General features: G+C 61.9%; 17 protein-coding genes. 8 read left to right on the top strand and 9 right to left on the bottom strand.

The window, feature by feature from the left end:
* Positions 1 to 27: 27 nt before the first annotated feature.
* Complete coding sequence (locus tag CH92_RS20445) at positions 28 to 735, top strand: murein L,D-transpeptidase catalytic domain family protein (RefSeq protein WP_025243620.1); 708 nt, start codon at positions 28 to 30, stop codon at positions 733 to 735.
* A 137-nt stretch (positions 736 to 872) separates the two neighbouring features.
* Here the strand turns inward: CH92_RS20445 and CH92_RS20440 are convergent, their stop codons facing one another.
* Positions 873 to 2,657, bottom strand: a complete 1,785-nt coding sequence (locus tag CH92_RS20440; protein ID WP_025243619.1) for a GspE/PulE family protein — start codon at positions 2,655 to 2,657, stop codon at positions 873 to 875.
* Between the two features lie 399 nt (positions 2,658 to 3,056).
* Positions 3,057 to 4,421 carry an inorganic triphosphatase gene (locus CH92_RS20435; RefSeq protein WP_025243618.1) on the bottom strand — a complete coding sequence of 455 codons (1,365 nt, stop codon included), beginning with the start codon at positions 4,419 to 4,421 and terminating at the stop codon, positions 3,057 to 3,059.
* 103 nt (positions 4,422 to 4,524) lie between these two features.
* On the opposite strand from CH92_RS20435, the gene CH92_RS20430 reads away from it, so the two are divergent.
* From CH92_RS20430 to argA, 4 genes are all read left to right on the top strand, one after another.
* Positions 4,525 to 5,202 (top strand): TIGR00153 family protein, encoded by a 678-nt coding sequence (locus CH92_RS20430; protein WP_025243617.1) that lies wholly within the window; start codon positions 4,525 to 4,527, stop codon positions 5,200 to 5,202.
* Positions 5,203 to 5,241: 39 nt separating this feature from the next.
* Positions 5,242 to 6,507 (top strand): inorganic phosphate transporter, encoded by a 1,266-nt coding sequence (locus CH92_RS20425; protein ID WP_025243616.1) that lies wholly within the window; start codon positions 5,242 to 5,244, stop codon positions 6,505 to 6,507.
* Positions 6,508 to 6,606: 99 nt separating this feature from the next.
* Positions 6,607 to 7,761, top strand: a complete 1,155-nt coding sequence (gene argE, locus CH92_RS20420; RefSeq protein ID WP_025243615.1) for an acetylornithine deacetylase — start codon at positions 6,607 to 6,609, stop codon at positions 7,759 to 7,761.
* A 104-nt stretch (positions 7,762 to 7,865) separates the two neighbouring features.
* Positions 7,866 to 9,167 carry an amino-acid N-acetyltransferase gene (gene argA / locus CH92_RS20415; RefSeq protein WP_025243614.1) on the top strand — a complete coding sequence of 434 codons (1,302 nt, stop codon included), beginning with the start codon at positions 7,866 to 7,868 and terminating at the stop codon, positions 9,165 to 9,167.
* Positions 9,168 to 9,202: 35 nt separating this feature from the next.
* Here argA and CH92_RS20410 read toward each other — a convergent pair whose 3' ends face one another.
* The 4 genes from CH92_RS20410 to CH92_RS20395 all read right to left on the bottom strand — a co-directional run bounded on the left by CH92_RS20410 (position 9,203) and on the right by CH92_RS20395 (position 13,985).
* Positions 9,203 to 9,385 (bottom strand): hypothetical protein, encoded by a 183-nt coding sequence (locus CH92_RS20410; protein WP_025243613.1) that lies wholly within the window; start codon positions 9,383 to 9,385, stop codon positions 9,203 to 9,205.
* Between the two features lie 178 nt (positions 9,386 to 9,563).
* Positions 9,564 to 11,153 (bottom strand): glutamate--cysteine ligase, encoded by a 1,590-nt coding sequence (gene gshA / locus CH92_RS20405; protein WP_025243612.1) that lies wholly within the window; start codon positions 11,151 to 11,153, stop codon positions 9,564 to 9,566.
* 117 nt (positions 11,154 to 11,270) lie between these two features.
* Positions 11,271 to 11,660, bottom strand: a complete 390-nt coding sequence (locus CH92_RS20400; protein ID WP_025243611.1) for a PaaI family thioesterase — start codon at positions 11,658 to 11,660, stop codon at positions 11,271 to 11,273.
* 3 nt (positions 11,661 to 11,663) lie between these two features.
* Positions 11,664 to 13,985 carry a Tex family protein gene (locus CH92_RS20395; protein WP_025243610.1) on the bottom strand — a complete coding sequence of 774 codons (2,322 nt, stop codon included), beginning with the start codon at positions 13,983 to 13,985 and terminating at the stop codon, positions 11,664 to 11,666.
* A gap of 362 nt (positions 13,986 to 14,347) precedes the next feature.
* On the opposite strand from CH92_RS20395, the gene ompR reads away from it, so the two are divergent.
* Positions 14,348 to 15,082, top strand: coding sequence for a two-component system response regulator OmpR (ompR, locus tag CH92_RS20390; RefSeq protein WP_025243609.1), 735 nt, complete (start codon positions 14,348 to 14,350; stop codon positions 15,080 to 15,082).
* Positions 15,083 to 15,179: 97 nt separating this feature from the next.
* The gene (locus CH92_RS20385) at positions 15,180 to 16,496 is read left to right on the top strand and encodes an ATP-binding protein (RefSeq protein ID WP_025243608.1); all 1,317 of its coding nucleotides are present in this window, start codon (positions 15,180 to 15,182) and stop codon (positions 16,494 to 16,496) included.
* A gap of 91 nt (positions 16,497 to 16,587) precedes the next feature.
* Here the strand turns inward: CH92_RS20385 and rimK are convergent, their stop codons facing one another.
* A complete protein-coding gene (rimK, locus tag CH92_RS20380; RefSeq protein WP_025243607.1) occupies positions 16,588 to 17,493 on the bottom strand; it encodes a 30S ribosomal protein S6--L-glutamate ligase in 906 nt (301 codons plus the stop codon).
* The gene (locus CH92_RS20375; protein ID WP_144381061.1) at positions 17,490 to 17,987 is read right to left on the bottom strand and encodes an ATP-dependent zinc protease; all 498 of its coding nucleotides are present in this window, start codon (positions 17,985 to 17,987) and stop codon (positions 17,490 to 17,492) included. Before CH92_RS20375 ends, rimK begins: the two co-directional genes overlap by 4 nt.
* 74 nt (positions 17,988 to 18,061) lie before the next feature.
* On the opposite strand from CH92_RS20375, the gene CH92_RS20370 reads away from it, so the two are divergent.
* Positions 18,062 to 18,454, top strand: coding sequence for an RNA-binding S4 domain-containing protein (locus tag CH92_RS20370; RefSeq protein ID WP_025243605.1), 393 nt, complete (start codon positions 18,062 to 18,064; stop codon positions 18,452 to 18,454).
* Here CH92_RS20370 and CH92_RS20365 read toward each other — a convergent pair whose 3' ends face one another.
* Positions 18,455 to 19,210, bottom strand: a complete 756-nt coding sequence (locus CH92_RS20365; protein WP_038623198.1) for a carbohydrate deacetylase — start codon at positions 19,208 to 19,210, stop codon at positions 18,455 to 18,457.
* Positions 19,211 to 19,215 lie beyond the last annotated feature (5 nt).

Raw genomic sequence — 19,215 nt, 5'->3', positions numbered from 1 at the left:
CTAGGCGTCGGTGAGGTAGTTCAGCACATGATGGTTTCGTTCCGGCGCCTTTGTCTTTTGGCAGGCCTGATCCTGTCTACGCCGCTTCTGGCGGCCAGCCCCTCCTATCAACCGATCGTGGATCGCCTGGCCCCGCTGGCTCCCACGCTCGACGCTAAAGTGCTCACGCACGCCGTCGCAGCCATGCAATGCGCGGTAAACAACGGCGCCAGCCCGTCGCAGCGGCTAGCGGTAATTGACTTCTCGCTGCCCTCGTCGGAACGACGACTCTGGATTTTCGACCTGCAACAGCGGCGATTGTTGCTAAAAGACTTTGTCGCTCACGGAATGAAATCCGGCGAGAACCTCGCCACGCGTTTCTCCAATGTGCTCGGTAGCCATCAGTCGAGTATCGGTCTGTTCCGCACGGCCGAGAGCTACAGCGGCAAGCACGGCTACTCGCTGCGTATGGACGGACTTGAACCCGGCGTGAACGATCTGGCGCGTGAGCGGGCCATCGTGATTCATCCGGCCGATTATGTGAATCCCGCTTGGATAGCGACCCAAGGCCGCATCGGCCGCAGTCAGGGTTGCCCCGCGGTGCGCCCCGAAGTGGCGCGCATGGTGGTCGATAGCCTAAAGGGCGGCCAATTCATGTTTTCCTGGTATCCGGATCAGGAGTGGTTGCAGTCCTCGGCCTACCTGAACTGCGAACCCTCGCGGGTCGCGGGAATATTGGCGGCGAGGCAGGGCTGACTTTACGGTTAGCAGGTGGGGTCGCGAACAAGGCATCGTCTGGCGTAGGGTGGATCACGCTTTATCGATCCACCGGGCAGTGTCTGTAGATGCAAAATCGACATCCACCCTACGATTCGCCCAGCGTCCAGCCCGGCCTATTTCTGCTCGCTCTGCGGCGTCACTCGTAGAACTTCCTCCAAGGTAGTCAGCCCCGCGGCGATCTTCTGCGCACCGGACAGCCGCAGGCTGTGCATGCCGTCCTTGAACGCCTGGCGGCGCAGGGCGATGAGGTCGGTATCGGCGGTGATAAGCGGTTTGATGGCGTCATTGAGCAACATGATTTCGTAGACCCCGGCACGCCCGCGATAGCCGGTATCGCGGCATTCGATACAGCCAATAGCCTGCTGCGCGTTGCTCGGCAGCGGCGCGTTCCAGGGTTTGGTCAGGGCCTGCCAGTCATCGGCATCGAGCTGAACCGGTGCTTTGCAGTGAGGGCACAGGGTACGCACCAGACGCTGGGCCATGACCCCGAGCAGCGTCGCCCGCAGCAGGTAGTGCGGCACGCCCAGTTCCAACAGCCGCGTAATCGCTGACGGTGCGTCGTTGGTGTGCAGGGTCGACAGCACCAGGTGGCCGGTCAGCGCTGCCTGGATCGCCATTTCAGCCGTTTCCAGATCACGGATCTCGCCGACCATGATGATGTCGGGGTCCTGGCGCATCAGCGCACGCACGCCGCTGGCGAAGGTCAGCTCGATGTTGTGTTGCACCTGCATCTGGTTGAAGGCGCCTTCGATCATCTCGATGGGGTCTTCGATGGTGCAGACGTTTACTTCCGGCGTCGCCAGTTGCTTGAGCGTGGTGTACAGCGTCGTGGTCTTGCCCGAGCCGGTAGGGCCGGTCACGAGAATGATGCCGTTGGGCTGCCCGGTCATGCTCTGCCAGCGCCGCAGGTCTTCAGCGGAAAAACCCAGCTGGTCGAAGCCCTTGAGCAGCACCTCAGGGTCGAAGATGCGCATCACCATTTTCTCGCCGAACGCGGTCGGCAGCGTCGACAGGCGCAGCTCGACTTCGCCGCCGTCCGGCGTCTTGGTCTTGACCCGGCCATCCTGCGGTTTGCGTTTCTCGGCGACATTCATCCGCCCCAGCGTCTTCAGCCGGCTAACCACCGCCATCGCCACCTGCGGCGGGAACTGATAAACATTGTGCAGCACGCCGTCGATGCGGAAACGGACGGTGCCCTGTTCGCGACGAGGCTCGATGTGGATGTCACTGGCGCGCTGATCGAATGCGTACTGGAACAACCAATCGACGATGTTGATGATGTGCGAGTCGTTGGCGTCCGGCTCCTGGTCGCTGGCGCCGAGGTTGAGCAGTTGCTCGAAGTTGCCCGTGCCGCTGACCTTCTGGTCGGTTGCGGTGGCGCCGCTGACCGACTTGGCCAGGCGGTAGAACTCGACGGTAAAGCGCTGCAGGTCGACCGGATTGGCCACCACGCGCTTGATCGGTCGCTGGAGCACGTGGGTGAGGTTGGCTTCCCAGCTTTTAACGAAGGGTTGGCTGCTGGCAATCGTCACCGCCGAGCTGTCCACCGCCACCGCCAGGATTTTGTGCCGCTGGGCGAATGCATAGGACATCAGGGGGGTGACGGCTGCGACGTTGATCTTCAGCGGGTCGATGCGCAGGTAGGGTTGTCCGGCCTGCTCGGCGAGCCAGAGGGTGAGGCTTTCCAGGTCGAGTTTCTTCGCCGGCCGTTTCAGGTCGTCGAGTTGCTGGGCTGCGAGGAACTCCAGCGGATGCTGATGACTGTTCGCTGCACTGCGCCGCAGGGTCATGCATTGCTCGGCGGTTTCCTGCGACAAGCGCCCTTGGGTGACCAAGTCACGCAGCAGGTCATTGAGGTCGAGGAAGCGATCCTGGGCAGGTGAATTCAACACAGACATGGGCTCTTTGGTCGTGGCTGGAGCGAAGGTCAAGCTTGCCGCGAAACGCGCGCTCTGTCTCGCTGAGCAGTTCAGCTTTGCGAATTCGTCGGTGCGTCGTCGATGAGTGACGGCGCCCCTAGGATGCCGGATCGGGGAAAAGCAGGGTAAATGCGGCTTTTGGCATGGTCCGTAACCACCGCTCGGTGAGCGCCACCCGGTGGATCGGTGAAGCGAGATCCACCCTGCGTTTACTCTGTTTGCAGGGTGGGCTTCAGTTTCGTAGGGTGGGCTTCAGCCCACCAAGGTCGCGGCGGGCCTGCAACAGGCAGGCGAGGCTTTGGCCACGGCAGTGTGTGCGAACAAGCGGTGGGCTAAAGCGCAACGCCGCCCGGCCCACCCTGCGCTTTGGCCACCAGCCTACTTGGTCAGCATCTTCCAAGTCTTGACCGTCGACACAACGCGAGCCTGCTCGATACGCGCATCGAGCAGCTCGTCACTCAGCGGTTGTCCTGCAAGCTCGTACAGCTTGCCCAATTCACCATACAGACGGTCGGCTTCCGGCAGCTCCAAGGTCGCGCGGGCCAGGTGCAGCCAGACCAGCAGCCGCTCCATGCGCGGCCGTTGTTCGGCAAGGTCTTCAGGCTGCTGCTGGTAACGCAGCAGTTGCAGTGCCTCGGCTTCTTCGCCCAGCAGGCGTGGCAGCCAGTTGCCCAGCTCGGCTGCACCCTGGCGGTTGCCACGGGTGTTACGCTCGGCGGTCCAGCCCCGGCGCAGCAGCCAGAGCGAGGCACGGAGCGAGAACAGACCCCAGCGCGGCTCGGCTAGCTCAGCGGCGAACTGTTCGGGTGCCGTCTGACGCACGCTTTCGTCATCCCGACCGGCGTCCACTCGCGGCCGCCAATCCTGGATCAGCGCGTCGAGTTGCTCGCGCAGTTCACGGCTGGTGGCGCGCGGTGCGGCCTGACCGAGGCTACTGAGCAACGCGCGCAGTTCGATAAGTTGCTGCAACCATTCAGCGAGCAGCTTCCAATGGCCGTTGAAGCGATATTGTTCGGCGAGCCGCTGGCTGTTGCCCAAGAGCTGCCACGCCAGGGCAGCGAAGGCGTCATCCAACGGCATGGTCGCTTCGAGCTGCGGTGCTGGCAGGCTCAGCGAATAGCTATCGGTGTCATACAGGCGGTAGCCGCGCTCGGCCTTGCTGATATCGCAAGGCATCAGCGCGAGATCAGCGGCGAGCTCGGCGGCCAGTTCCAGCAGGGCTTCGGGTTCGCCCTGGCGCAGCTCCAGCTCCAGTTCGCAGATTTCCTCGCTCTGTTTGCCCACTGAGACCTTGCCCAGGTCCAGTGCTGCTTCGATGACTACCTTGGCCTTGCCGCGACCCCAGGCGATCTCCGCTTTTTCGCGGACGAAATCGGTGGTGAAGATCGGTTTCAGTGTCTTCTTGTCCAGCTCGGCGAGGCTGGTAGGCCAGCAGTCGTCGGTGAGCTTTTTGGTATCCAGCTTGGCCTTGTCCAGGTACCAGTCCCACTCGTTGCGCTCGGACAGGCCGGCAACGCTTTGGCCACGGCTTTTCAAGGTCTGGATGAATTGCTCGCCGTCGCGGCGCAGGCGCAACGCGACCTCTGCCTGAGCAAGCTCGCGGGCGGGCGTGTCGAAATACTGGTTGAATAATTCATGCCGCTGCCAGCCGCTCTTGTTGCGCTTTTTCAGCAGCGGGTGATCACGCAGCGCCAGCAGGGTTTCGCGACTCGCGCGCAGTTTGATTTCGGTTTCTTTCTGCATGATGCCGAGATGATGCCTATGTTGAGTGTGACTGATGTCACGCGGTAGCGGCCCTTTGAGGTCGTCCGTATACTTGCCGCCTTCTGAAGCCGGGGTGTTCCCTATGCCAATCAATCCTTTCGTCAGCCTGTTTGGACGCTCGCCAATCGGGCCGATGCAACAGCACATGGCCAAGTCTCACGAATGTGCCGCCAACCTGGTACCGCTGTTCCAGGCGATCACAGCAGAAGACTGGGAGCGGGTCGAGCTGATCCAGAAGGAAATGGCCCGACTGGAAAACGAGGCCGACAAGCTCAAGAAGAGCGTCCGTCAGCATCTGCCGAAAAGCCTGTTTCTGCCGGTGCCGCGCTCGGATCTGCTGGAGCTGCTGAGTGTACAGGACAAAATTGCCAACCGTGCCAAGGACATCGCCGGCCTCATGCTGGGCCGCTGCATGACCATACCGCCGGCCCTGCAGCCGGAGATGATGGCGTTCGTTCAGCGTAGCGTCGACGCCAGCTGTCAGGCGCTCAAGGCGCTCAAGGAGCTTGATTCGCTGCTCGAAACAGGTTTCGCCGGCCGTGAAGCCACGCTGGTTGAAAAGATGGTCGAAGAGCTCGAGGAGATCGAGCGTGAAACCGACCGCATGCAGATCACGGTGCGCCGTGCCCTGTTCAAGCTGGAAAAGGAATTACCTCCAGTAGACGTAATGTTCCTCTACAAGATCATCGAATGGATCGGTGACGTAGCTGACCGTGCCGAGCGTGTCGGCAACCGTCTGGAACAACTGCTGGCGCGCTGAGGCGCCAGCGTCCTTTCTGGGTTCAACAGGTAATTTTTTATGTCATTTATTGCGGAATACGGCTTCGTACTCCTGGTTCTTGCCTGCGCCTTCGGTTTCTTCATGGCCTGGGGCGTCGGCGCCAACGACGTGGCGAATGCCATGGGCACCTCGGTCGGCTCTCGTGCACTGACCATCAAGCAGGCCATTGTCGTGGCCATGGTGTTCGAGTTCTGCGGCGCCTACCTGGCTGGTGGCGAAGTCACCGAGACCATCAAGAACGGCATCGTCGACGCCGAAATCATCTCGCCCGATCTGATGGTGCTGGGCATGATGTCGGCATTGCTGGCCGCGGGCACCTGGCTGATGATCGCCACCCTCAAAGGTTGGCCGGTTTCCACCACGCATTCGATCATCGGCGCGGTGATTGGCTTTGCAGCGGTCGGCGTATCCACCGAAGCGGTGCACTGGAACGCTATTGGGCCAATCGTCGCGAGCTGGGTGGTGACGCCAATGCTCTCGGGTGTCGTCGCCTTCGGCCTGTTCATGAGCGTGCAGAAGCTGATCATCAACACCGATGAACCTTTCCTCAATGCCAAACGTTTCGTGCCGCTGTACATGTTTCTGACCGGTTTCATGGTTGCGCTGATGACCGTGACCAAGGGCCTCAAGCACGTCGGCCTGTCGCTGACCAGCGGGCAGGGCATCCTGCTGGCGCTCGCCATTGGTGTGTTGGTGGCTTTGATTGGCGTCGCGCTGCTGTCGCGGATCAAGGTCGATGAAGAGGCGGATCGGGGTTTTCATTACGCCAGCGTGGAGAAAGTCTTCGCCGTACTGATGATCTTCACCGCCTGCTCGATGGCCTTCGCCCATGGCGCCAACGATGTCGCCAATGCGGTCGGGCCGCTGGCCGCCGTGGTTGGGGTCATCCAGTCCGGCGGCGCGGCCGAGATTGCAGCCAAGTCGGCGGTGCCGGGTTGGGTGTTGCTGCTAGGTGCCGTGGGCATCGTCATCGGTCTGGCGACCTACGGTTACAAGGTGATTGCCACTATCGGCCAGGAAATCACCGAGCTGACCCCGAGCCGTGGGTTCGCTGCCGAGCTCGCGACTGCGACTACGGTCGTAGGCGCCTCGGCGATCGGCTTGCCGGTGTCGACCACCCACACGCTGGTCGGCGCGGTACTGGGCATCGGCATCGCCCGCGGTATCGGTGCCCTTAACCTGGGCGTGGTCGGATCGATCTTCATGTCCTGGTTGATTACCCTGCCGGCGGGCGCCTTCCTGGCGATCCTGTTCTTTACCATCCTCAAGGCGATCTTCGTCTGATTCGCATCGCTGGCCGCAGTTTTTCCCCGTAGGGGACGCTGCGGCGGCGTATTTCATGTTTCACTGAGCGCCTTCGTTTCCGTCTGTAGGAGACTGCCGGTGCCCATCCCCTCGTTCAAAGATCAGTTCGCCGCTCTGATTGCTGCGCCTTCGGTGAGCTGCACCCAGGCGCATTGGGACCAGACCAATCGGCCGGTCATCGACCTGCTCGCCGGCTGGCTGGGCGATCTCGGTTTCGTCTGTGAAACGCAGGAAATCACGCCCGGCAAGTTCAACCTGCTCGCCAGTTACGGCACCGGACCGGGCGGGCTGGTGCTGGCCGGGCATAGCGATACCGTGCCCTTCGACGGTGAGCTGTGGACCGCAGACCCGTTGCGTCTGCGCGAGGCTGATGATCGCTGGTACGGCCTCGGCAGCTGCGACATGAAAGGCTTCTTCGCACTGATCATCGAAGCCGTGCTACCCCTGCTCGATCAGCCATTCAAGCAGCCGTTGTTGATCCTGGCGACCTGTGACGAAGAAAGCTCGATGTCCGGCGCGCGCGCGTTGGCCGACGCGGGGCGGCCATTGGGGCGTGCCGCGGTGATCGGCGAGCCCACCGGATTACGGCCAGTGCGCTTGCACAAGGGCATCATGATGGAGGGCATCGAGATCCATGGGCAGAGTGGCCACTCCTCCAATCCGGCCTATGGCCATAGCGCGCTGGAAGCGATGCACGAGGCCATGGGTGAGCTGATGACGTTGCGCCGCGAGTGGCAGGACGAGTACCACAATCCCCTGTTCGATGTGCCGCAGCCAACGCTCAACCTCGGCTGTATCCATGGCGGAGACAACCCCAATCGCATCTGTGGGCAATGCTCGCTGGAATACGATCTGCGACCGTTGCCTGGGATGGATCCGGCATCATTGCGCGCAGCGATTTCAGAGCGCTTGCGGCCGGTCGCAGAGAAGCATCAAGTGAAGATCGATCTCGCGCCGCTGTTCCCCAGCGTGCCGGCCTTCAACCAGCCCGCCGATGGTGAGCTGGTCAAACTGGCCGAGCGGCTGACCGGCCACGTTGCCGAGGCAGTGGCCTTCTCTACCGAAGCGCCTTATCTTCAGCAGCTTGGCTGCGAAACGCTGGTGCTCGGCCCGGGCGACATCGCCTGTGCCCATCAGCCGGACGAATACTTGGATCTCGACAGAATCGAACCCACCGTGAGGTTGTTGCGCGCAATGATCGAACACTACTGCTTGCAACCAAGCCGAGGATAGGAGCAGGTTCGGCGATTTCCGAATCGCGGCATGGATCTGCTCCCTGCCTCCCATCACTCGACCCGGCTTCCGGACTGAACAAGCGGTTACCTAAGGCTTTTGCAATGCACAATTACGTCACCTGGCTTCGCGACTCTTCGCCCTATATCAATTCGCATCGCGACCGCACCTTCGTGGTCATGCTGCCTGGCGATGCGCTGGAGCATCCGAATTTCGGCAATATCGTCCACGACCTGGTGCTGCTGCACAGCCTCGGCGTGCGTCTGGTGCTGGTGTTCGGCTCGCGCCCGCAGATCGAAGCGCGGCTGGCCGCTCGGGGCATCGAGCCGCGCTTTCACCGCGACTTGCGCATCACCGATTCGGCGACCCTGGAATGTGTGATCGATGCCGTCGGCCATATGCGTATCGCCCTCGAGGCCCGCTTGTCGATGGACATGGCGGCCTCGCCAATGCAGGGCGCGCGTTTGCGTGTGGCCAGCGGTAACTTCATTACCGCTCGGCCCATCGGCGTGCACGATGGGGTCGATTACCAGCACACCGGGGAAGTCCGTCGCGTCGATCGCAAGGGCATCGGTCGGCTGCTCGATGAGCGGACTATCGTGTTGCTGTCACCGCTGGGCTATTCACCCACGGGGGAAATCTTCAACATCGCTTGCGAAGATATCGCCACTCGCGCCGCCATCGACTTGCAGGCCGACAAGTTGGTGCTCTACGGCTCCGAGCGCGGCCTGCGTGATGTAGGCGGCAAGCTCGTACGCGAGCTGCGTCCGCCGCAGATCCCGGCCTATTTGGAACGCCTCGTCGGCACCTACCAGGCCGAGCTGCTCGATGCCGCCGCCCAGGCTTGTAAAGGTGGTGTGCGGCGCAGCCATGTAATCAGCTACGCCGAAGACGGCTCGCTGCTCAACGAGCTGTTCACTCGCGATGGTGGCGACGGCACCCTGGTGACGCAGGAGCAATTCGAGCAGCTGCGTGAGGCGACTGTCGAAGACGTCGGCGGGCTAATCGATCTGATTACGCCACTGGAAGAGCAGGGCATCCTGGTGCGGCGATCCCGCGAGGTGCTGGAACGCGAGGTGGAGCAATTCACCATTGTTGAGCGCGATGGACTGATTATCGCCTGCGCCGCGCTCTACCCGATCGCCGATTCGGATTCCGGTGAGCTGGCCTGTCTGGCCGTGAACCCGGAATACCGCCATGGCGGGCGCGGCGACGAACTGCTCGAGCGCATCGAGGCGCGGGCACGCAAGCTGGGTCTGAAGACCCTGTTCGTGCTTACCACGCGCACGGCGCACTGGTTCCGCGAGCGCGGCTTCGAGCCCAGCGGAGTCGAGCGTCTACCGGCGGCGCGGGCCTCGCTTTACAACTTCCAGCGGAACTCGAAGATTTTCGAAAAGGCGCTGTGAGCGGCATGGCGACCTCCCCGCCATGCCATCTCGGTTCAATACGGCGTCGTGTCCGGCGCCGCTCCGTGTGCCTTGCTCACCGTTGCACTTGAAAGGAGAGCAGTTCGATCGGTAATCGCTTGGTCAAGCTGGACAATCAAGCCGATCAGTAAAGCGACGGTAATGGCCATGGTCAGGCTTCCTTTGCGGGCCGAGACCAACAGGTCGAACAGGGACATGAACGCACCTCTCTTGTTCTTTTTCTAGTTCAAGTGCCGCTGCGCGTTAATAGCCGAGCGCCGGGGCAGAACATTGGAGAGAACGGAGGGTGCAAAAGATTCAAGCGAAACGGCAGCGATCCCGCAGAGCCGCTCTAACAACCTTTCCAGAGCGGCCATAGCAGGACATAAATACCGTTTATGGTGAAGCGAGGCGGGTCAAACTGCGCTGGTAGTCCGCGACGAAGCTGTCGAAATCTTGCGTATCGCTTGCCTCCACTTCCGCCTGTTGTGCCAGCGAGTCACGTGCCGTCCCGTCGAACCAGGCCATGTCGGCTTCAGGCAAGGTGTGGCTGCGGAAGTAATCGGCGTGCTGGCGTGTCTGGCGCAGGGCGAACTCGCTGAAACTTTCGCCATTGTTGCGGAGCGCGTCCAGTACCTGTGCCGAGGGTGTCAGGGCGCTGTCGGCGATCTTCGCCCGCTGGGCTGCGAGGGCCAGAGTATGCTGTTCATCGCCGTTGCTCTGATCCAGAAGCGCTGCCACCTTGCCGATTTCGTCGACCAGCTCGCTGGCCCAGGCCTGCAACGTGATGTTCTCGCCACCGCGACGCAGTTCCAGCCCCGGCTTGCGGCCCTCCTTGACCACCTTTAGGAAGTTATCGTTGCTGGCGCGGCACTCGCCTTCGACCAGGCATGGGCTCTGTTGCAGCGCGCAGAACAGCAGGAAGGCATCGAGAAAGCGTGCTTCGCTGACGTCGATGCCCAGCGGCAGGAAGGGGTTGATATCCAGACAGCGCACTTCGATGTACTGGATGCCCCGTGCGCGCAGTGCATGCAACGGCCGCTCGCCGCTGGCGGTGACCCGCTTGGGGCGGATGTTCGAGTAGTACTCGTTTTCGATTTGCAGCACGTTGGTGTTGAGCTGCTGCCAGTTGCCGTCGGCGTCCTTGGTGCCCAGCGCCGCATACTCGTGATAGGGCGTCGAGACCGCCTTGTGCAGGCTGCTGGTGTAGCTCGGCAGGTCGTCGTAGCACGGCGTGAGGCCCGCCTGAGCATTGCTTTGGTAGCCCAGATCGCTCATGCGCAGGCTGGTAGCCCAGGGCAGGTAGAGGGTGTCTTCGTCGAGTTGCTCGAGCTGGTGCGACCGGCCACGCATGAAGCTCGCGTCCAGCGCCGGCGAGGCACCGAACAGGTACATCAATAGCCAGCTGTAGCGTCGGAAGTTGCGGATCAGGGCGATATAGCGCCAGGACTGATAGTCCTGCTGTGGGCGGTCGTCACCTTCGTCAGCCTGCAGCACGGACCACAGCGCTTCAGGCAACGAGAAGTTGTAGTGAATGCCGGCGATGCATTGCATGGTCTTGCCATAGCGCAGCGCGAGGCCTTGGCGGTAGACATACTTGAGCCGGCCGATATTGGAGCTGCCATATTCGGCGATGGGAATCTGCGACTCTTCCGGCAGATGGCCGGGCATCGACGGGCTCCAGAGAAACTCGTCGCCGAGCTTGCTGTAGGTGTAGCGATGGATCGCGTCCAGCTCGGCCAGCGTCCGCTCCGGATCTATCTCGGTGCCGGTTATGAACTCCAGCAGCGCCTCGGAATAATCGGTGGTGATCTTCGGATGCGTCAGCGCCGAGCCCAGTGCACGCGGATGCGGCGTCAACGCCAGCTCGCCATGGCCATCGACGCGCAAACACTCGCGCTCGATCCCGTGCAGGCATTGTAAAAGCAGCGGAAGGTTAGGGTGCTCGGCCAACAATGCCAGGCGGTGGGAGAGGAGGTCGCTCAAGTTTGGGTTCCTTCACGCATCAGTCGGCACAATATGGGGCGGCGAGCGATAAGCTTCAAGCCACAAGAGAGGGCTCGGTGTGCTTAGTTGACGCTCGTAGCGTGTTGCCTGCCGCTTTCAGAGGCAGGCGAAGGTTGATTGCGCCTTGGCCACCAGCTTCTCGCCTTGATGAACTTCGGCTTCCAGCACCTGAGTGCGTCTCCCGCCATGCACCACCCAGGCGCGACAGAGCAACTCGCCGTCCGTCACCGGGCGGATGTAGTTGACCTTGCATTCGAGGGTCACGCTGTTCGGCGAGCCATCGCCCAGGCTATGGCTCGCCTGACCCATGGCGGTATCGATCAATGAGAACAGCGCGCCGCCGTGCAGCTTGCCGTGCAGGTTGCGCAAGCCGTCATGCATCTTCAGGCTGAGGATGGCCTCGCCGCCTTCCGCTTTGAGAATCTCAAGGCCTAGCAAGCGCCCGAAGGCGCTGCTGCTGCCGATCGCTTCGGCTTTCGCGCTCACGGTTTATTTCCTCAGGTTTTTGGCATTGGCGAACAGCGCGGCCATGGCGTTGTTGGCCGGTGCAGGCTTGGCTTCGGGCTTGCTCGGCTTACGCTCGCCGCGGCCCTGGCCGTTGCGGTTGTTGCCGCCGCCGCGCATGTTGTCTGCTTTTTCGCCAGGGGTGTCGCTCATGCGCATGGACAGGCCGACGCGCTGGCGTGGGATGTCCACCTCCATGACCTTGACCTTGACGATATCGCCGGCTTTGACCACTTCGTAAGGATCCTTGACGAACTTCTCCGATAGCGCCGAGATGTGCACCAGCCCGTCCTGATGCACGCCGATATCGACGAAGGCACCAAAGTTGGTCACGTTGGTCACCACGCCTTCGAGCACCATGCCGGGCGTGAGGTCGCTGAGCTTCTCCACGCCTTCCTGAAACTCGGCCGTTTTGAACTCCGGGCGCGGATCGCGGCCGGGCTTTTCCAGTTCCTGAAGGATGTCGCTGACGGTGACCAGACCGAAACTTTCATCGGTGAATTGCTTCGGATCGAGACGCTTGAGGAAGCTCGAATCGCCGATCAGTGAGCGAATGTCGCGGCCAGTATCCGTGGCAATGCGCTTGACCAGTGGATAGGTTTCCGGGTGAACGGCCGAGGCGTCGAGCGGGTTGCTACCGTTCATGACACGTAGAAAGCCGGCGGCCTGTTCGAAAGTCTTGTCGCCCAGGCGTGGCACTTTTTTCAGCTCGCTGCGCGCCGTGAAGGCGCCATTGGCGTCACGGTAGGCCACGATGTTCTGCGCCAGTGTGGTGTTCAGGCCAGAGATGCGCGCCAGCAGAGCCACCGAGGCAGTGTTGACGTCGACGCCGACAGCGTTCACGCAGTCCTCGACCACCGCATCCAACGAGCGCGCCAGCTTGAGCTGGGACACGTCGTGCTGGTACTGGCCGACACCGATGGCCTTGGGCTCGATCTTCACCAGCTCGGCTAGCGGGTCCTGCAGGCGACGGGCGATAGACACCGCACCGCGAATCGAGACGTCCAGATCGGGGAATTCCTTGGCCGCCAGCTCCGAGGCCGAGTACACCGAGGCGCCGGCTTCGGAGACCATCACCTTGGTCAGCTTGAGGCCCGGTACCTGCTTGATCAAATCGGCGGCCAGCCTGTCACTCTCGCGGCTGGCCGTGCCGTTACCGATGGCGATCAGGTCGACGGCATGCTTTGCGCAGAGCTTGGCCAGCACGGCGAGGGTGCCATCCCAATCATTGCGCGGTGCATGCGGGTAGACGGTGGCGGTGTCGAGCAACTTGCCAGTGGCATCGACCACCGCGACCTTGCAGCCGGTGCGCAGGCCCGGGTCCAGGCCCAGGGTGGCGCGCGGGCCGGCCGGTGCGGCCAGCAATAGATCATGCATATTGCGGGCGAAGACGCCGATGGCATCGTCTTCGGCTTTTTCGCGCAGCTCGCCGAGTAGATCGGTCTCTAGATGGGTGTAGAGCTTGACCTTCCAAGTCCAGCGCACCACCTCGCCCAGCCACTTGTCAGCGGCACGGCCGCGGTTGGCGATGCCGAAGCGCTCGCCAATCATCACTTCGCCCGGGTGCATGGTGCCCGGCGCCTCGTCACCGACTTTCAGGCTGACGCTGAGCACGCCTTCATTGCGGCCGCGGAAGATCGCCAGGGCGCGGTGCGACGGCGCGCTCTTGAGCGGCTCGTCGTGCTCGAAATAGTCGCTGAACTTGGCGCCTTCGTTCTCCTTGCCCGGCACCACGCGTGCGCTCAGGGTCGCGTTCTGGCTGAGGAAATCACGCAGCTTGGCCAGCAGGTTGGCGTCTTCGGCGAAACGCTCCATGAGGATGTACTTGGCGCCCTCAAGGACCGCCTTGACGTCGGCGAAGCCTTTCTCGGCGTCGACGAAGCGTGCGGCCTCGCTCTCAGGATTAAGCTCGGGGTTGGCGAAGATCGCATCGGCCAGCTCGCCAAGACCGGCTTCCAGGGCGATCTGGCCCTTGGTGCGGCGCTTCTGCTTATAGGGCAGGTAGAGGTCTTCGAGGCGGGTCTTGGTGTCGGCGAGGTCTATCTCGCGCTTCAGTTCGGGCGTCAGCTTGCCTTGTTCCTCGATGCTGGCGAGGATTGATGCGCGGCGATCGTCCAGCTCGCGCATGTAACGCAGGCGCTCTTCGAGTAGGCGCAACTGGGTATCGTCGAGGCTACCGGTGACTTCCTTGCGGTAACGGGCGATGAAGGGCACGGTAGAGCCTTCGTCGAGCAGCGCCACGGTGGCGGCAACCTGTTGCGGGCGCACGCCCAGTTCAGCGGCGATACGGGAATTGATGCTGTCCATGAACCTACCTGGGTCAGTCAAACCATGCAGGCCGAGCCTGCGCGAAAGGGCAGGATTATAAAGGCAGCTGGAAGCTTGAAGCTGAAAGTTGGAGGAAAAAGCTGACTGGCCCGCGAATGGCTTCTCTCACGCACCAGCCCGCCAGACAAATGTCGCTGCCCCGCCACGTCTGCGCCGCGAAACGGCGCGGTCAGTCTGCTTTGGAAGGGCGGGACAGCGTTGAATGGTCGTGGTGGAAGCGCTTCGTGGGTTTCCACTCTACGGGCCGAGCTTTCAGCTTCCGCAAAATCTGCTAACAATGGCTTCCGTTGCGCCGTCATCACTATGCGCATAATGCGTTGACGATTTTTCCGGGAGTTCCCATGAGCAGCACTGCGTCCGCCAGCGAAGGCGAAAAGATCCTCATAGTCGATGACGACGCGCGTCTGCGGCGCCTGCTCGAGCGCTTTCTCGACGAGCAGGGCTATCGCGTGCGTACCGTAGAAAGTGCCGAGCAGATGGATCGCGTGCTCAGCCGCGAGTTGTTTCATCTGGTCGTGCTGGATTTGATGATGCCCGGTGAGGATGGGTTATCCGCCTGTTCGCGTCTGCGCACTGGCGGCAATCAGATCCCGATCATCATGCTCACCGCCAAGGGCGACGAGACCAGCCGGATTCAAGGGCTGGAACAGGGGGCCGACGACTATCTGGCCAAGCCCTTCAATCCGCGCGAGCTGCTGGCGCGGATCCGCGCGGTACTGCGCCGACAGGCGCCACAGGTGCCGGGTGCACCCGGAAGCGAAGACGAGACGGTAGCCTTTGGTGATTACGAGCTGTTCCTCGGTACCCGCGAGCTGAAGAAAGGTGATGAGATACACATGCTCACCACCGGTGAGTTCGCCGTGCTCAAGGCCCTGGTTCAGCACGCCCGCGAGCCGCTGACCCGCGACAAGTTGATGAATCTGGCGCGCGGTCGCGAGTGGGACGCGCTCGAGCGCTCCATTGACGTGCAGATTTCACGCCTGCGCCGTCTGATCGAGCCGGATCCGTCCAAGCCACGCTATATCCAGACCGTCTGGGGCGTGGGTTATGTGTTCGTGCCCGATGGCAATAAGTGAAGCCGCAAACTGCGAGGCTCAAGCTGCAAGGAGAAACGCTACGGCACGGCGCGCCTCTGCTTTTTCTTGCCGCTTGTAGCTTGAGACCTGCAGTTAAATGAAAACCCCGCTCTGGTTCCCGCAAAGTTTCTTCGCTCGCACCCTGTGGATGGTGCTGATCGTCGTGCTGTTCTCCAAGGTATTGATGCTGGTGTACCTGATGATGAACGAGGACGTCATGGTCGATCGGCAGTACAGCCACGGCGCGGCACTGACCCTGCGCGCCTACTGGGCCGCCGATGAAGAGAACCGCGAACGCATTGCCGAGGCCGCTGGCTTGCATCGCATCAGTGATGACGAGGTGCCCCCCAGCGAATATCACTGGCCCTACACGGAAATCTTTCAGCGGCAAATGCAGACCGAACTCGGTGGCGAAACCGAGGTACGGGTGCGTATTCAGCCGCAGACGGCGATCTGGGTGCGGGCGCCGAGTCTGGGCCCGGACTGGCTACAGGTGCCGCTCTATGCGTATCCATTGCGCGGACAGCGAATCTGGAGCGTGCTCGGCTGGTTCCTCGGGATCGGGCTGTTGTCCACCGCGGCGGCATGGATTTTCGTCAGCCAGCTCAACCTGCCGCTCAAGCGGCTGGTCTACGCGGCGCGGCAGATCGGCAAGGGCCGCAGCGTGCGGCTGCCCATCAGCGACACGCCAAGTGAGATGACCGAGGTCTATCGCGCATTCAACCAGATGGCCGAAGACGTCGAACAGGCCGGGCGCGAGCGCGAGCTGATGCTGGCCGGCGTTTCCCATGACTTGCGTACGCCGCTGACCCGTCTGCGCCTATCGTTGGAGCTGATGACCAGCGATTCCGAACTCACCGAAGATATGGTGCGTGACATTGAGGACATGAACGCGATCCTCGACCAGTTCCTCGCCTTCGTCCGGGACGGCAGCGACGAACCGGTGGAAAGCGTCGACCTGGGCGAGCTGGTCCGCGAAGTCGTGGCGCCCTATAACCAGTACGGTGAGAACGTGCGCCTTTGTGTCGAGCCGATGCCACCACTGGCGCTGCGCCGGGTATCGATCAAGCGCCTGTTGGTCAATCTCATCGAGAACGCCTTGCGCTACGGGGGCCATGGTGTCGAAGTCGCCGCTTACGTCTCCGATGACAGCAGCGCGCCCTATGTGGTGCTCAGCGTGCTCGACCGGGGGGTCGGTATCGACCAGGGCGAGTTGGGAGAAATCTTCAACCCGTTCATCCGGGGTGACCGTGCTCGCGGTGGGCAGGGTGCCGGGCTGGGATTGGCCATCGTCAAACGCATCGCTTCTCAGCATGGCGGTGTAATCGAACTGCGCAATCGTGAAGGTGGCGGATTGGAGGCACGTGTCAGCTTACCGCTAGGATTAGTCCTGCCTCGTCAGGCTCGAAGCTGATCGCCAAAAAAAGCGCATAAATGCTAATGCCGATGTCGCGCAAGGCGCAGGACCGTTCCGACGCCTGAGCTGGCGTCGGCTCGCCGGCTGTTCAGCCCTTGCCTTTGGTTCGGGTCAGGTGAGGGCCGGCGTTCTTCTCCAGGTATTGAATGATCAGTCCGGCAACATCCTTGCCGGTCGTTTCTTCGATTCCGGCCAGGCCGGGGGAAGAGTTCACCTCCATCACCAGCGGGCCGTGATTGGAGCGCAGGATATCCACGCCAGCCACGCTCAAGCCCATGACCTTGGCGGCGCGGATGGCGGTCATGCGCTCTTCCGGAGTGATCTTGATCAGGCTGGCGGTGCCGCCGCGGTGCAGGTTGGAGCGAAATTCGCCGGGCTTGGCTTGGCGTTTCATCGCGGCGATCACCTTGTCGCCGACGACAAAGCAGCGGATATCCGCGCCGCCGGCTTCCTTGATGTATTCCTGCACCATGATGTCCTGCTTCAGGCCCATGAAGGCTTCGATCACCGACTCGGCGGCCGTGGCGGTTTCGCACATGACCACGCCGATGCCCTGAGTCCCCTCGAGCACCTTGATGACCAGGGGCGCGCCGTTGACCATCCTGATCAGGTCGGCGATGTCATCCGGCGAATGGGCGAAGCCGGTCACCGGCAGGCCGATGCCGCGTCGCGCCAGCAATTGCAGCGAGCGCAGCTTGTCCCTTGAGCGGGCGATGGCCACCGATTCGTTGAGCGGGAAGACGCCCTGCATCTCGAACTGGCGCAGCACGGCGCAACCATAAAAGGTGACCGAGGCGCCAATCCGCGGGATCACCGCATCGAAACCTTCCAGCGGACGGCCACGGTAGTGAATCTGGGGTTTGTGACTGGCGATATTCATGTAGGCGCGCAGGGTGTCGATCACGACGACCTCATGGCCACGTTGTTGGCCAGCCTCCACCAGGCGGCGGGTCGAATACAAACGTGGGTTGCGCGACAGCACGGCGATTTTCATTGGGCACCGGGAGAGGTAAGGGTCTGGGGTTTTTCCTGCACGTAGGTGCGTGCAGGGTCGACCAGCCATTTGCCGTCCATCAGGGCTTTTGACCCCAGCAGCAGGCGATAGCGCATGGTCTTGCGACAGGTAAGGGTAAATTCCACGGCCCACAGATGAGAGCCCAGCGCCAACAGCGTGCGCACCACATAGCGGGTTTGTGCATGGCCATTGGAACTTTTGATCGTCTTGCGTGCGACTACTGGCGCTTCACAGCGGTGGCGGCTCTGTACCAATGTACCCAGGTGCGCCGTGAAACGGACCCAGCGTTCGCCATCGCGCTTGAATTCGCTGATGTCGGTCGCATGCAAGGCGGAGGTGCTCGCGCCGGTATCGATCTTTGCGCGCAGGCCGACCACGCCGAGCTCGGGCAGAGCGATCCATTCGCGCAAACCGATGACTGTTTGGAGGTCAGGACTGTTCAACAAAAGCGTACCCAGTAGATTTCCGCGCATTCTAGACGGGGTGCATGACAACCGCATCTACCTGTACGAATCTATGACAACAAGACGGCTAACCGAGTTGAGTGATGAGCGAAAAAGATGACGGCAAGGTCCGGTTGGACAAGTGGTTATGGGCCGCGCGCTTCTTCAAGACGCGGGCGCTGGCAAAGGCTGCCATTGAGGGCGGCAAGGTGCACTGCCGTGGCGAGCGCTGCAAGCCGAGCAAGGAACCCAAGCTCGGCGAAGAATTGGTGATTCGCGCCGGCTTCGACGAACGCACCGTGGTCATTCGCGCCTTGTCGGCCGTGCGCAAGGGCGCGCCGGAAGCGCAACTGTTATACGAAGAAACGGCCGAAAGCCTGTCCCGGCGGGAAAACGCAGCGGCTATGCGCAAGGCAGGTACCCTCGGCGTCGAGACCGATGGCAGGCCGAGCAAGAAGCAGCGTCGCGCCTTGCAGCGCTTTCGTTCTGAAGGCTGATCAGAGCTGGGCATACCCAATACGCTGAACCTTGGGAAGGCTACGTTGCAGCAGTTCGTCCAGACGGATTTCGGCGTCCAGGTATTCGTCGCCGAAGCCATCCGCTAGTTGGGTTGGATGGGCGATGATTTCCAGGGTGCCATGCGCGGGCAACCGAGTGTTCGTGAGATCGAAGGGGGTACAAGAGAAGTCCGCAGTTCGCCCGGCAAGCTGGCGCAGGCGGCGGTTGAGTAACCGCTTGAACAGACGCTTGGGCAGGCTGATGTTGCGCCCCAGGTTACGTGCCGGACGCAAGGGCACGTTCTGCTCGGCGGCGAAGCGTGCGAGCTCTTCGCCCACCGGCCACAGGTTGTGAACGTGTTGATGGGAATCCAGATGGCTTGGCCGAATTCCCTGGTCCAGACAGTGTTGCCACTGCGTCTGGATTTCTTGACGTACCGCCTTGCGGACCGGTCGGGAAAGCCAAAGGCAGCGCTGCGTGAGACTTAGGTCGAATTCTCCCGCAGGCGAACAGAACTCTCGATACTGGGTAATGGCCTCAGTCAGAGGTCGTCCATAGGTTAGGTTCAGATGCAGGCCGATGCGACCGCGAAGGCGCTCCGTCTTGATAAGTTGGCAAGCTGCCTCGAAGGCAGGAGCATTGGCCATTAACGTTGCCGAACTGATCACCCCTTGACGGAAGGCAGCGGCGATCACCTGATTGTTTACGCTCGACAGGCCGAAGTCATCGGCGTTGATGATCACTCTGAATGGCATACCGG

Origin of the sequence: Stutzerimonas stutzeri (assembly GCF_000590475.1) — a bacterium.
GTDB lineage: Bacteria > Pseudomonadota > Gammaproteobacteria > Pseudomonadales > Pseudomonadaceae > Stutzerimonas > Stutzerimonas stutzeri_D.
This window is presented reverse-complemented; position numbering and strand designations above follow the sequence as displayed.

Bases quoted from the DNA above. Each gene is read 5' to 3' on its own strand.
- CH92_RS20445 (WP_025243620.1), top strand. From the start codon at position 28: ATGATGGTTTCGTTCCGGCGCCTTTGTCTTTTGGCAGGCCTGATCCTG.
- CH92_RS20440 (WP_025243619.1), bottom strand. From the start codon at position 2,657: ATGTCTGTGTTGAATTCACCTGCCCAGGATCGCTTCCTCGACCTCAAT.
- CH92_RS20435 (WP_025243618.1), bottom strand. From the start codon at position 4,421: ATGCAGAAAGAAACCGAAATCAAACTGCGCGCGAGTCGCGAAACCCTG.
- CH92_RS20430 (WP_025243617.1), top strand. From the start codon at position 4,525: ATGCCAATCAATCCTTTCGTCAGCCTGTTTGGACGCTCGCCAATCGGG.
- CH92_RS20425 (WP_025243616.1), top strand. From the start codon at position 5,242: ATGTCATTTATTGCGGAATACGGCTTCGTACTCCTGGTTCTTGCCTGC.
- argA (WP_025243614.1), top strand. From the start codon at position 7,866: ATGCACAATTACGTCACCTGGCTTCGCGACTCTTCGCCCTATATCAAT.
- CH92_RS20410 (WP_025243613.1), bottom strand. From the start codon at position 9,385: ATGTCCCTGTTCGACCTGTTGGTCTCGGCCCGCAAAGGAAGCCTGACC.
- CH92_RS20395 (WP_025243610.1), bottom strand. From the start codon at position 13,985: ATGGACAGCATCAATTCCCGTATCGCCGCTGAACTGGGCGTGCGCCCG.
- ompR (WP_025243609.1), top strand. From the start codon at position 14,348: ATGAGCAGCACTGCGTCCGCCAGCGAAGGCGAAAAGATCCTCATAGTC.
- CH92_RS20385 (WP_025243608.1), top strand. From the start codon at position 15,180: ATGAAAACCCCGCTCTGGTTCCCGCAAAGTTTCTTCGCTCGCACCCTG.
- rimK (WP_025243607.1), bottom strand. From the start codon at position 17,493: ATGAAAATCGCCGTGCTGTCGCGCAACCCACGTTTGTATTCGACCCGC.
- CH92_RS20375 (WP_144381061.1), bottom strand. From the start codon at position 17,987: ATGCGCGGAAATCTACTGGGTACGCTTTTGTTGAACAGTCCTGACCTC.
- CH92_RS20370 (WP_025243605.1), top strand. From the start codon at position 18,062: ATGAGCGAAAAAGATGACGGCAAGGTCCGGTTGGACAAGTGGTTATGG.
- CH92_RS20365 (WP_038623198.1), bottom strand. From the start codon at position 19,210: ATGCCATTCAGAGTGATCATCAACGCCGATGACTTCGGCCTGTCGAGC.